At 51.9% G+C, this 12,588-nt stretch carries 10 protein-coding genes; 2 read left to right on the forward strand and 8 right to left on the reverse strand.

Annotated features, from left to right (window positions below):
* Nucleotides 1-44: 44 nt before the first annotated feature.
* The 6 genes from RTP97_RS08540 to dnaK all read right to left on the reverse strand — a co-directional run bounded on the left by RTP97_RS08540 (nucleotide 45) and on the right by dnaK (nucleotide 8,383).
* A complete protein-coding gene (locus RTP97_RS08540) occupies nucleotides 45-1,295 on the reverse strand; it encodes a cytoplasmic protein (RefSeq protein ID WP_312412628.1) in 1,251 nt (416 codons plus the stop codon).
* Between the two features lie 21 nt (nucleotides 1,296-1,316).
* Entirely contained in the window at nucleotides 1,317-2,516 is a 1,200-nt protein-coding gene (locus RTP97_RS08545) for an anaerobic sulfatase maturase (protein WP_312412720.1), read from the reverse strand.
* Between the two features lie 101 nt (nucleotides 2,517-2,617).
* Nucleotides 2,618-4,111, reverse strand: coding sequence for a sulfatase-like hydrolase/transferase (locus RTP97_RS08550; protein ID WP_312412630.1), 1,494 nt, complete (start codon nucleotides 4,109-4,111; stop codon nucleotides 2,618-2,620).
* Between the two features lie 20 nt (nucleotides 4,112-4,131).
* On the reverse strand, nucleotides 4,132-4,896 hold the full coding sequence (locus RTP97_RS08555) for an outer membrane protein OmpK (protein WP_312412632.1): 765 nt from the start codon (nucleotides 4,894-4,896) through the stop codon (nucleotides 4,132-4,134).
* Nucleotides 4,897-5,242: 346 nt separating this feature from the next.
* Nucleotides 5,243-6,382: a molecular chaperone DnaJ gene (dnaJ, locus tag RTP97_RS08560; RefSeq protein WP_312412634.1), complete on the reverse strand. Its 1,140-nt coding sequence runs from the start codon at nucleotides 6,380-6,382 to the stop codon at nucleotides 5,243-5,245.
* 84 nt (nucleotides 6,383-6,466) lie between these two features.
* On the reverse strand, nucleotides 6,467-8,383 hold the full coding sequence (gene dnaK / locus RTP97_RS08565) for a molecular chaperone DnaK (protein WP_312412636.1): 1,917 nt from the start codon (nucleotides 8,381-8,383) through the stop codon (nucleotides 6,467-6,469).
* Nucleotides 8,384-8,721: 338 nt separating this feature from the next.
* Here dnaK and msyB point away from each other — a divergent pair, with 338 nt between their 5' ends.
* Both msyB and satP read left to right on the forward strand, forming a co-directional pair.
* Complete coding sequence (msyB, locus tag RTP97_RS08570) at nucleotides 8,722-9,435, forward strand: acidic protein MsyB (RefSeq protein WP_312412637.1); 714 nt, start codon at nucleotides 8,722-8,724, stop codon at nucleotides 9,433-9,435.
* Nucleotides 9,436-9,583: 148 nt separating this feature from the next.
* Entirely contained in the window at nucleotides 9,584-10,150 is a 567-nt protein-coding gene (satP, locus tag RTP97_RS08575) for an acetate uptake transporter (RefSeq protein ID WP_312412640.1), read from the forward strand.
* Between the two features lie 33 nt (nucleotides 10,151-10,183).
* Here the strand turns inward: satP and RTP97_RS08580 are convergent, their stop codons facing one another.
* Together RTP97_RS08580 and RTP97_RS08585 are read right to left on the reverse strand one after the other, a co-directional pair.
* Nucleotides 10,184-11,125 (reverse strand): Rpn family recombination-promoting nuclease/putative transposase, encoded by a 942-nt coding sequence (locus tag RTP97_RS08580; RefSeq protein ID WP_312412643.1) that lies wholly within the window; start codon nucleotides 11,123-11,125, stop codon nucleotides 10,184-10,186.
* 112 nt (nucleotides 11,126-11,237) lie between these two features.
* Nucleotides 11,238-12,551 (reverse strand): MFS transporter, encoded by a 1,314-nt coding sequence (locus RTP97_RS08585; protein WP_312412645.1) that lies wholly within the window; start codon nucleotides 12,549-12,551, stop codon nucleotides 11,238-11,240.
* Nucleotides 12,552-12,588: the final 37 nt, after the last annotated feature.

Here is a 12,588-nt window from a genome sequence, read left to right on the forward strand (position 1 = left end):
TCGCAAAAAGAAATCAATTCGTAGCAATAATTGATGTTGTAAAATTACACCTTAAGGGCCTGGTTATATTCATACTTCAGAAATTCCAGGGTAGCCGTCACGTTGGCAGGTGATAAGCGATTAAGCTGTGCTAAAAAAGGATGCGCATGCAGATAGCTAATAAACTGGGTGACGCCATTGAGCGTGGCATAGCGCTGCGCGCTTGTTTTTTTATTCTCCGTAAGATTGCACACCGCCATCGCGTAGTCACGCGTTGAGAAAGTTCGCCAGACGTTATTGCGGATCCCCCCACTCATGAACAGGCGCGGCGGCATGGCATGTTGAGGTGGTGGCGTTCCACGCTCCCGTACAAAAGAGATATGGCTCCGCCCTTGCTGCACATAAGCCAGGTTTGCCATCATGCACCCACCTAAGATAAAGCATTCGTGATCGATGTAGTGTTGAACATTCAGTGAGCGCTCGTCCGTCAGCGCCCGGACTAACTCAAAATGCCTGTAGGCGGGCAATACCGGCTTCACCAGCATACCGGGATCGTTTTTATTCAATGTCGCAGGACCATAATCCACATCAAAAAGGCTTTGGCGACGCATTGTTATCGACTCTTTACGCTGAACCAGATGCGCCAGCGTTCCGGGGGGAAGCCGCTCCTCATATCGTGAGATATATTGATATTCCTTTTCTACCGGATGTGCAGAGTAATTTGTCGTAATAGCCACCACGCTGCCGCTCTGCTCCTCTGCGGTGACTAATACATACAATCGGCTATCGCCGCCGTTAAAATTGACATAAAACGCTCGCGTACTGAGCATAATATCAAAAGCAGTAAATGCCCATTGCCGCTCATGTTGGTTAGCATATCGGGATAATTTTCTTAATGCCCGGCAGAGGCCTGTACTGTCCAGATCAAGTAGTTTACGAATGTCGGCCAGAGAAGCTCCCTCCTGTATCAGGCCAGGAAGCGCCATCTGCCGATGATCCCTCTTTTGTTCCTCCGGCGCGATGAATGTTCGATGACATTGGCAGCAGTAGATTCGACGGTGGCCAAGTGAAGAGAAGCCATATTTTTTCAACGATTGCCCACCACAGCGCGGACATTGCTTTACCAACCCCTGCCACGGCCGGTTAGCGCTCTGGCGAAAAAGGTTTAACGAGGTGGCTGAGATAACAGGAAATAAAAAACCACACTCCCGGCAGAGTACATTCTTATCCTGTATAATATAGTCCGGGCTATTGAGGATGCCGAAATTTTTACAACCCAACGTTTTACAGCAATCCACATTAATATTTGCGAACATATGTTCCTCGGTGAACAGCGTTTAAACCAATACCGTCCTAATCTCCGCTGGGGGGATATTATTTTCATAAAGCGTTTTCATTACGCGCATAAGCGGAGCCGTATGCGAGAAAAAAGCTTTATAGCTTGCGCAGAGATAGTTTTTATTTAACTGACCTGATGCTGATGGCAAAAACCGATGCTTAGGGCAGCCTCCGTAACAGGCAAATTTCCATTGACAAGAATGGCACTCCTGCGCCATCGATCGCATTTTATCGCTGCCAAAGCACTGATTTTGTTCACTTGAATTCATCTCACGCAATGTCCTGTCATAAATATTTCCCAGCTTATATTCCGGGTAGACAAAGTGATCGCAGTTATAGATGTCTCCGTTCATTTCCATCGCAAAGGCACTTCCACACTCCGGTGCAAAAACACAGACTTGAGGCGGGAGACCGCACCAGGCCGCCAGCGTCTGCTCAAACAGCTGAATACCAATCTCACCGATATCCTCTCGGATCCAGATATCAAAGATTGCGTTCAGAAAATAGCCGAACTGCTTAGCATCAACTGACCATGGCATCATATTGACCTTACCCTCTCGCGGATGGGCTAGCATTGAGCTGCCATTATCACTTTGCCTCTCTACAAGCGGGATAAATTGCATATAGCGACTACCCAGCGATCGGAGGTACTCATAAATTCGCTTCGGATGATGCATATTGCTCTGGTTGATTACCGTAAGCGTATTGAACTCGACATCATGCTCCACCAGGCACTGAATCGCCTGCTCAACGCGTGCATGCGTCGGCTTTCCTGCTCGCGTCACGCGCCATTCATCATGCAGGGCAGCATCACCGTCAATCGATACGCCGACCAGAAACTGCTGCTGCTTGAAAAAATGCGCCCACTCACTGTCAATCAGCGTGCCGTTCGTCTGGAAGGTATTAACGATATTTTTTCCGTTAGCGTAACGCTGCTGCAACGCCACTGCTTTTTGATAAAATGGTATTCCCATCAGCGTAGGCTCTCCGCCCTGCCATGCAAAAATTACTTCATCAACATCCTGAGCGGCAATATGCTGTTGAATAAACAGTTCAAGCGTATTCTCAGACATCCGATAATGGTTTTTCCGTTCAGGATAGAGCTTCTCTTTTTCAAGATAGAAACAGTATCGGCAATCAAGATTACACACCGACCCTGTCGGCTTCACCATAACCTGACAACTTTTTTTGCTCATTATGTATGACCTCTGAAATAAAAGAACCTGGTTCAGTACAACCGTACCGAACCAGGCGGGCATCGCCCTAAGTGGCATACTCTTTGTTTCTTATTGTTATTCTGTTAGCCCCAGGTCACAGGCGTTGGCTTATCCCCCCGGGCTTTCATCAGTGAGTCATGGTCAATATCGGTTTTGTACTTCAGGAACTTGCTATACAACTGCTTCTCAATATCAGGCTGTTTGCCAATCTGATTAAGCGTTTCATAGCGGTCAGTTTTCAGGTTATAGAGATATTTGGGTTTATTTTCCCGATCGATAATCATCTTCCAGTCGCCATCCCGAATCGCCCACTCATCCGTCGGATCGTCCTGGAAAGGCATATCGATACCGAAGATCAGCGGTTTTTGCCGGGTCAGGGTTTTCTTCTCCAGCAGCGGCACCAGCGACTGACCGTCGTAGGTACGATCGGAAGGCAGCGTAAAGTTCATCAGGTTAGCCAGGGTTGGCAGCCAATCGAGGCCGTAAGCAGGCGTATCGGTTACCGTTCCCTGCGGAATATGCTTCCCGTATTTGATGATGGCCGGGACACGGATCCCGCCTTCCCAAAGGTTATCTTTGCGGCCACGTAAACCGTCCGTTTCCCCGGCCAGATTTAGCTCATACACTTTTCGGGCTTCCCGCGTAACCGGACCATTGTCGCTGGTAAAGATAACGATGGTATTATCTTCTTCCCCCATTGCTTTGATTTTGTCGAGTACCTTGCCGACCTGCGCATCCATGTAGCTGATATTTGCATAGTACTCCCCGGTGCCACGCCAGGGTTTATCGGCCCAGTCACCGTAGAACAGATCAGGATGCTGTTTTTGATATTCGCTCATATACGACGAATACATATCGAGATATTTTTTCGGCGACGCCAGCGGGCTGTGCACTTCAGTAAAGGCGACGTATAAGAAGAAGGGGTTATCGTCTTTCTTATTATCCAACCAGTTGACGACCTCAGAGCTGACGAACTCACCGCTCATTTTGTCTGCACGCCCGATATGTTTACCGTTACGCAACCAGCCCGTTGGATGCACAACGCCATAGCGCGGACGCTCTTTCGCATTATCCAGCGTTGAATCCGATACAAACCCGGCAGGATTGACGAGGCTATAGTCAAAGCCCATGTCTTTTGCCTGCGGCTGGTCGGTACGATCGCCGCCCGCATTTAAATGCAGTTTACCCATCATGGCGGTATCATAGCCCTGCTGTTTCAGCAGGTTGGCGATGGTGAGCTCATTGCGCCCCAGTGACACATTTTTGTTCTCCGGTATCCATGAACGGACGCCTGTACGGAAAGGCATTCGTCCCGTCAACAGACCCGCGCGTGAAGGAGAACATAGCGGTGCTGGTGCGTAGTAGTCAGTGAATTTCACCCCCTCCTGCGCAAGTTTATCGATATTTGGCGTCTTCACAATTTGATGACCATAGGTAGCAAGGTCACCATAACCTAAATCATCTGCCAGAATAATAACCAGATTAGGGCGTTTATCTGTTGTGGCATGTGCGGACGATAATATACTTCCCGCGCATAATGCTAATCCAACCATACTGGCAACCATCGTTCTTTTCATCTCAACTCCTTTGCCTAAAATTAGAACTCATACCCAACCATATAAATCATTTGATCCCCGAACCCGTCGTAACCTAATTTGTTTTTGAAATAGCGCCAGGTTATAGCCGCTTTCCAGCGAGGATAAAATTTCCAGGCCAGCGTTAAACCGCCGTTAAGACCGTAATCACCATACTGCTGCTCGGCATAAGCATCATTCCGATCAAGTTCAACTTCATTCCAGTCAGATAAGACAAGCTTCTCATCAAATAATGAGAAATTATATGCCGTGGTCCAGCCTACAACGTAACCGTTCCAGCCGCTGGTTTGCCCATATTTCTGCGAGACGTAATCGCCGGATTGATTATGTAATCCAATATAGGGTTTAAAAAACCCCCAATCACCACTCCAGCCGAGATAGCCCAGACCATAAAACATATCCAGATCGTCTCCCCAGGTGTTTTCCCACTGACCATATATTTTGCCAAAGAAAGTGTAGTCAGAGTCAAAAAGACGAACATGCGTCATGGCAGAAACAGTATGGTTTCGTCCAGCGACGGAGTGGTTTAAAACGTTACTTTCAATGAAGGAGTAGAATTCCGCCTCGCGAAAATTAACGCCGAAATCGGCAGTGGCTTTCCAGACTTCGCCTCGATGTACATTGACAAAGCCGCTGTTCCAGTCAGCATATCCGGCATTAATTGAGCCGAAGGAATTTATATACTCCAGAGCGTAAGCCGATTGACTAAATAGCACGGGCGTTGCAAATACTATACAAGCCCAAAATGTTTTCCGCGTTAAAGACATTGAATGCATTCCCCACAGTTATAATATATCCTTTATGGACACCAATTTGCTGCGGTAACGTATATTAGCGAAACGGTGGTGCGGAATAGTGATATAAATCCCACATAATAAAAATGCGTAACTACTAAATACCAGGTGTCGAAAAATGTTGTTTTATGGAAGATAACGACTTATTTATTAATAAAGCGAAGAGTATTTTTATATAAAATAAATTCGATATTTATTTTACACGTTAGGGTAATCACAACTATTTTTCATACCGACAATAACATCGCTATCTCCACTTAAAAACGGCAAAAAAAAGCCTGGGATTATCCCAGGCTTTAATGTATATAGATGCCAGCGTTTAGCGCGTCAGGTCGTCAAAGAACTTCTTTACGCCGTCGAAAAAGCTCTTGGATCGCGGGCTGTTATGTTCGCCCGTTGGACCACCGAAGCTCTCCTGAAGATCCTTCAGCAGCTGCTTCTGCTTCTCGTTGAGGCCGACCGGCGTCTCAACCACCACGCGGCACAGCAGGTCGCCCTGCGCGCCACCGCGTACCGATTTCACGCCCTTGCCGCGCATGCGGAACAGCTTGCCGGTCTGAGTTTCGCTCGGCACCTTCAGGTTAACGCGGCCGTCCAGCGTCGGAACCTCAATCTCACCGCCCAGCGCCGCCATGGCAAAGTTGATCGGCACTTCACAGTAGAGGTTGTTGCCTTCACGCTCGAAAATCGGGTGCTGCTTCACCTGCACCTGAACGTACAGATCGCCTGCTGGTGCACCGTGTTCGCCCGCTTCGCCCTCGCCTGAGAGACGAATACGGTCGCCGGTATCGACGCCTGCCGGGATCTTCACCGACAAGGTTTTGCTCTTCTCAACGCGGCCGTGGCCGTGGCACTTGTTGCACGGATCCTTGATCAGCGTACCGCGGCCCTGACAGTGCGGACAGGTCTGCTGTACCGCAAAGAAGCCCTGGCGCATCTGCACCTGGCCGGAGCCGTGACAGGTCGGACAGGTCTGCGGCTGAGTACCGGCTTTCGCGCCGCTGCCGTGGCAGATGTCGCACTCTTCGAGGGTTGGAATGCGGATCTCTTTCGTTACGCCGCGTACGGCCTCTTCCAGCGTCAGCTCCATGTTGTAGCGCAGGTCAGCGCCACGCGCTGCGCGCTGGCGACCACGACCGCCGCCAAAGATATCGCCGAACACGTCGCCAAAGATATCGCTAAAGTCAGCGCCGCCGCCGCCAAAACCGCCGCCGCCGCCGCCCATGCCGCCCTGCTCAAACGCAGCATGACCGTACTGATCGTAAGCCGCACGTTTTTGTGCGTCGGTCAGGACTTCGTACGCTTCTTTAATCTCTTTAAATTTGGCTTCGGCCTCTTTATCGCCCTGGTTGCGGTCCGGGTGATATTTCATTGCCAGACGCTTATAGGCCTTTTTGATTTCACGCTCTTCCGCACTTTTCGGAACGCCTAAAATCTCGTAGTAGTCTTGCTTTGCCATTTGGTTATCTGCCCCTAACATGCGAGCACGGGCGGAGAGGAAACCTCTACGCCCGTGCTGGTTTTCTACCCTACATCAGGGCGATTATTTTTTGTCTTTAACTTCTTCGAACTCGGCGTCGACCACGTCGTCGTCTTTCGCGTTGTTCGCAGAAGCGTCAGCGCCGCCTGCCTGCTGCTGGGCGTGCTGCTGCTGCGCAATCTCCATCAGCTTCTGGGAAACCTGCGCCAACGCCTGCATTTTCGCTTCGATATCGGCTTTGTCTTCGCCTTTCAGCGAGGTTTCCAGCGCGCTCAGCGCAGACTCGATAGCGGTTTTGTCGTCAGCCGGCAGCTGATCGCCTGCTTCGGTAACCTGCTTACGGGTGCTGTGCAGCAGATGATCGCCCTGGTTACGGGTCTGAACCAGCTCTTCAAACTTACGGTCAGACTCGGCGTTGGCTTCCGCATCCTGAACCATTTTCTGGATCTCATCTTCGTTGAGGCCAGAAGAGGCTTTGATGGTGATCTTCTGCTCTTTACCGCTGTTTTTGTCTTTCGCGGAGACGTGCAGAATACCGTCGGCGTCGATGTCAAAGGTGACTTCGATCTGCGGCATGCCACGCGGCGCCGGGTTAATACCGTCGAGGTTGAACTGACCCAGTGATTTGTTATCAGATGCACGTTTACGTTCACCCTGAATCACATGGATAGTTACCGCAGACTGGTTGTCTTCCGCAGTGGAGAACACCTGGCTGTGCTTGGTCGGGATGGTGGTGTTCTTGTTGATCAGCGCGGTCATTACGCCACCCATGGTTTCGATACCCAGGGAGAGCGGAGTCACGTCGAGCAGCAGAACGTCTTTCACATCACCGGTCAGCACGCCGCCCTGAACCGCAGCACCGATTGCCACTGCTTCGTCCGGGTTAACGTCTTTACGCGGCTCTTTACCAAAGAACTCAGCAACTTTCTTCTGTACCATCGGCATACGGGTCTGGCCACCGACCAGGATAACATCCTGAATGTCAGAGACAGAGAGGCCCGCATCCTGCAGTGCAACCTTCAGCGGCTCGATAGAACGGTTTACCAGGTCTTCTACCAGGCTCTCCAGTTTCGCACGGGTCACTTTAATATTCATGTGTTTCGGACCGGTCGCGTCTGCAGTGATGTACGGCAGGTTTACGTCGGTCTGCTGCGCAGAGGAGAGCTCAATTTTTGCTTTCTCTGCGGCTTCTTTCAGGCGCTGCATGGCCAGCGGATCGTTACGCAGGTCGATGCCCTGATCTTTCTTAAACTCGTCAACGAGGTAGTTGATCATACGGCTGTCGAAGTCTTCACCACCCAGGTGGGTATCACCGTTGGTAGCCAGAACTTCGAAGGTCTTCTCACCGTCAACTTCGTCGATTTCGATAATAGAGATATCGAAGGTACCGCCGCCAAGGTCGTATACGGCGATAGTGCGGTTACCCACTTCTTTATCCAGACCGTAGGCCAGCGCAGCAGCGGTCGGTTCGTTGATGATACGTTTGACTTCCAGACCCGCGATACGGCCGGCATCTTTCGTTGCCTGACGCTGAGCATCGTTGAAGTAGGCAGGTACGGTGATAACCGCTTCAGTTACCGGTTCGCCCAGATAGTCTTCAGCCGTTTTCTTCATTTTCTTCAGCACTTCAGCAGAGATCTGCGGCGGTGCCATTTTCTGGCCCTTCACGTCGATCCATGCGTCGCCGTTGTCAGCGCCGATAATTTTGTAGGGCATGATGGCTTCATCACGCTGCACTTCTTCGTCCTGGAAGCGGCGACCAATCAGGCGTTTAATCGCAAACAGGGTATTTTGCGGGTTTGTCACTGCCTGACGTTTAGCCGGTTGACCCACCAGAGTTTCACCGTCCTGGGTATAAGCAATGATTGACGGCGTGGTGCGATCGCCTTCGGCGTTCTCCAGCACACGTGCAGTGGTGCCATCCATAATCGCTACACAAGAGTTGGTAGTACCCAGGTCGATACCAATAATTTTACCCATCTAAACGTCTCCACTAAAAATTTGTTCATCATGTGGTTGTGAATCTGTAATAAGGGCGAAACGTGCGGTTTCAACTGCCCCAAACTGTTTTTTTTCAGACTCACCACTTCGGTTGACTACAAGATGGGGACGTAACGCAACGCATCAAGGGGAGAGACAGAAAATTTTTTTGCCGGCCTCGCTTTTTCACCGCAATACATTCACATCGACAATTAAATCAAGCAAACAATTTACATAAATAATGTAATAAAAAGAAAAGGTTGTACGAATGATATTTGTTTTTGCAGGGGTATTATAGGGACTAACATAGGACGATTTGACCCAATAAAGAGAAGGCAATGGATATTAGATATCTAAACGACGAGGATCTGGACTTTCTTCAGCATTGCAGCGAGGAGCAGTTGGCCGAGCTGACCCGCCTGCTTACCCATAACGAAAAGGGCAAGGCCCGCCTGTCGAGTACCCTGCGGCATAACGAGCTGTTCAGGGCAATGGAGGGCCATCCGGAGCAGCACCGCTGCAACTGGCAGCTCATCGCCGGGGAGTTACAGCATTACGGCGGCGACAGCATCGCTAACAGGCTGCGCGGCCATGGAAAACTGTACCGCGCCATTCTGCTGGACGTGGCGAAACGGCTTAAGCTCAAGGCGCATAAAGAGAACACGACCGTCGAAATTGAACAGGCTTTACTGGCGCATTTTCTGCGTAACGCCTGGCAGAAAATGGATGCCGAACAGAAGCAGGCATTTCTGCAGGACGTTGAGGCGAAAGTCTCTGAGCTTGAGGAGCTGCTGCCGCTGTTGCTTGAAGATCCGGCGTTGGCAAAGGGGGTTTCCCATCTGCTCTCCAGCCAACTGACCCGCATACTACGTACTCATGCCGCTATCAGCGTTATCGGTCACGGGCTGGTGCGTGGAGCCGGGCTTGGCGGCCCGGTGGGGGCGGCGTTTAACAGCGTTAAGGCCATGAGTGGCAGCGCCTATCGGGTCACTATTCCTGCCGTCCTGCAGGTTGCCTGCCTGCGACGGATATTCGCAACAACCGAAGCTTAATTTGCGGATTGCAAGGTATTTTTTTCAATTATCTAGCACAGATCAAAGACAGAGTTGATGCCGCTCATTATCATGCCGCGCCCCGCTTCCACTATCTGGATGCGGGGCTTTTACTTTCACCATTTTTATGATGATTTTTTGGGGATTTATGGGCGACACTACGTTGGCTAATCCGGCTCCGCTGGGCTTAATGGGCTTCGGCATGACCACTATTCTGCTTAACCTGCACAATATTGGCATGTTCCCGCTGGATGGCGTTATCCTGGCGATGGGCATCTTCTACGGCGGCATCGCACAGATTTTTGCCGGGCTGCTGGAATATAAAAAAGGCAATACCTTTGGCTTAACCGCCTTTACCTCCTACGGCTCCTTCTGGCTCACGCTAGTGGCGATCCTCATTATGCCGAAAATGGGCCTGGCGGATGCCGCCAACGCGCATTTCCTCGGCGTCTACCTGGGGATCTGGGGCGTGTTCACCCTGTTTATGTTCTTCGGCACGCTGAAAGGTGCGCGTATGCTGCAGTTCGTATTCCTGAGCCTGACGGTGCTGTTTGCGCTGCTCTGCGTTGGACACCTGGCGGATAACGAAGGTATCGTTCACGTGGCAGGCTGGATCGGTTTGGTATGCGGCGCAAGCGCCATCTACCTGGCAATGGGTGAAGTGCTCAACGAGCAGTATGGCCGCACCGTGCTGCCGATTGGCGAGAGGCTTTAATATAGGGATGCTCCGGCGGCTAAGGCTGGGGCATTATTTATTTATTCTGGAGCATGCCAGCGCGTCAAGCGCCTCCTCAGCCAGGCCGGTCAGCTGCATAATCTGCGCACGCTCCATTCCCTGGTTCAACATAGCTTGCGCAATGCGAATGGTAGCTTCAAGACGGCCTTCGCTACGACCTTCGCTGCGGCCTTGACGCAGCCCTTCCCCATGACCTTCCTGCCTAAGCTGTTCTGCAATAGTCATTAGAATATCCTTATGTTGCGGGGCCTTTTGCGCCAGTAAACGAATTAGCCCGCTATGATTGGCACTATTTCCAGCCTGCACAAGATAGTGAATTACTGTCCTCAGCTGCTGTCCGGTAGTGTAGCCCTGCAAAAGTAGGGAAGCCAAATGCTCATGAAATGCCATGAGATCCCGCGCACGAATATGCTTCTGCAAAAACTCAAGAAGCGCCACTCTGCGATGCGTCATGATGTCAGCATCAGGAGTGACAGTAACATCGACCAAGAGGAACGCCTGGGTGTAAAGCTGCTGCGCCAGGGCAGGGTTTTCGAATGCATCCAGCCAGCACATCGGAAAAGGATACGGACTTACGCTGCCATGGTAGAAAAGTATCGGGATCACCAGCGGTAATTTCTCGTTCCCGGCATCCAGATGACGCTGCATCGCTGCCAGCGCGTAGCGCATAAGACGGAATGTCATCTGCTTGTCAGGCGTACTCTGATGCTCAAGCAAAGCGTAGATATAGCCCTTGCCATCACGGGTTTGCACTGACCAGAGCACATCGGAATGACGTGCCTGCAAGTTTTCCTCAATAAAGCTGCCCGATTCAAGGCGTAACGTTTTGAGATCGCATAATTTTAAGAGATGCTGAGGAAGGTGAATCTCCAGAAAGTCGCGCGCTGTCTCAGGGTGCGTCATAAATTGTTTGAACACCGCGTCGTGCGGTGTAGACGGCGAGATCCTTGCCATGTTTTTTCCTTGTAAGTCCAACCTGCTTCCAGTATCCGCCTCATTCTGTTCATTGTCAGAACGAGGCGGATACCCTGCGAGGATACTCGGAAAAAATGCAGCAAACAGAAGACTATAAAGACGTTTGATTCAATTCAGCGCGAGGCGTAACGTCTTGCGGGTTCAAATCCTGCCGTAGCCAGATCCCTAATCCTAATCCCACCAGTGCCAGCGCCAGCACGTACCAGGCCGGGGCCAGCGGCGAGACGCCCATCAGCAGGGTGACCGCAATCGGCGTCAGCCCGCCAAAGATGGCGTAGGAGACGTTGTAGGAGAAGGAGATACCAGTGAAGCGTACCTCTGCCGGGAACGCCCGCACCATGACGTAGGGCACCGCCCCTACTACTCCGACACCCAGCCCCGCCAGGCCATAGAGCAGAGAGAGATGTTCCGGGTGCGTCCCGGCAAAGTGATAGAAGATGCCGCTGGTGCAGGCCAGCAGAATGCTGCCGATGATAAAGGTTCTGCTCGCCCCAAAGCGGTCCGCCGCCAGCCCAGCCAGCAGGCAGCCAATGCAGAGCATAATGGTCGCCACACTGTTGGCCTGCAGGGTCAGGGCCGGAGCAAGTCCATACTGCTTTTGCAGCCACACCGGCGACATCAGGATCACCACCACGATGCCGGCGGAGAGCAGCCAGGTGAGCAGCATTGAGATCGCCACCGCCTTCTTATGCTTCACCACCACGGCCTTCACCGGCAGCTCCTGGGCCAGGGCCTTACGCTGCTGCATCTCAAGGAAGATCGGCGTCTCCTGCAGCCAGCGGCGCAGGTACATCGCCACCAGGCCAAACGCGCCGCCGAGCAGGAACGGAATACGCCAGCCAAAATCGTGCAGCATCTCCGGCGTCATGGCGCGGTTAACTACCGTCGCCACTACCGATCCGAGCAGGATACCCACGGTGAGGCCCGCCGTCAGGGTGCCGCAGGCGATGCCGATCCGCCGGGCTGGCACATGTTCAGCGACAAAAACCCATGCCCCCGGCACCTCGCCGCCGATCGCCGCCCCCTGTAAAAGACGCATCAGCAGCAGGAGCAGCGGCGCAGCAATACCGATAGAGGCGTAGGTGGGCAGCAGGCCAATTGCCAGAGTCGGCACCGCCATCAGCAGAATGCTCAGGGTAAACATCTTCTTCCGCCCGACCAGATCGCCAAAGTGCGCCATGATAATGCCGCCCAGCGGCCGCGCCAGATAGCCTGCGGCAAAGATGCCAAAGGTCTGGACCTGACGCAGCCACTCGGGAATATCCGCCGGGAAGAAGAGCGCCCCGACGACGGCAGCAAAGAAGACGAAGATGATGAAATCATAAAACTCCAGCGCGCCGCCAAGGGCAGCGAGCGAGAGCGTTTTATAATCCTGGCGATTCAGAGGACGTGTTTTTTCAGACATAACGAACCATGTGCGAAGAGAGGTGGATGAGTTTATT

The sequence above is a fragment of the Pseudescherichia sp. genome, assembly GCF_031998825.1.
GTDB lineage: Bacteria > Pseudomonadota > Gammaproteobacteria > Enterobacterales > Enterobacteriaceae > Pseudescherichia.

Excerpts from the sequence above, each read along its gene's own strand:
- RTP97_RS08540 (WP_312412628.1), bottom strand. The coding sequence starts at position 1,295 with ATGTTCGCAAATATTAATGTGGATTGCTGTAAAACGTTGGGTTGTAAA.
- RTP97_RS08550 (WP_312412630.1), bottom strand. The coding sequence starts at position 4,111 with ATGAAAAGAACGATGGTTGCCAGTATGGTTGGATTAGCATTATGCGCG.
- RTP97_RS08555 (WP_312412632.1), bottom strand. The coding sequence starts at position 4,896 with ATGTCTTTAACGCGGAAAACATTTTGGGCTTGTATAGTATTTGCAACG.
- dnaJ (WP_312412634.1), bottom strand. The coding sequence starts at position 6,382 with ATGGCAAAGCAAGACTACTACGAGATTTTAGGCGTTCCGAAAAGTGCG.
- dnaK (WP_312412636.1), bottom strand. The coding sequence starts at position 8,383 with ATGGGTAAAATTATTGGTATCGACCTGGGTACTACCAACTCTTGTGTA.
- msyB (WP_312412637.1), top strand. The coding sequence starts at position 8,722 with ATGGATATTAGATATCTAAACGACGAGGATCTGGACTTTCTTCAGCAT.
- satP (WP_312412640.1), top strand. The coding sequence starts at position 9,584 with ATGGGCGACACTACGTTGGCTAATCCGGCTCCGCTGGGCTTAATGGGC.
- RTP97_RS08580 (WP_312412643.1), bottom strand. The coding sequence starts at position 11,125 with ATGGCAAGGATCTCGCCGTCTACACCGCACGACGCGGTGTTCAAACAA.
- RTP97_RS08585 (WP_312412645.1), bottom strand. The coding sequence starts at position 12,551 with ATGTCTGAAAAAACACGTCCTCTGAATCGCCAGGATTATAAAACGCTC.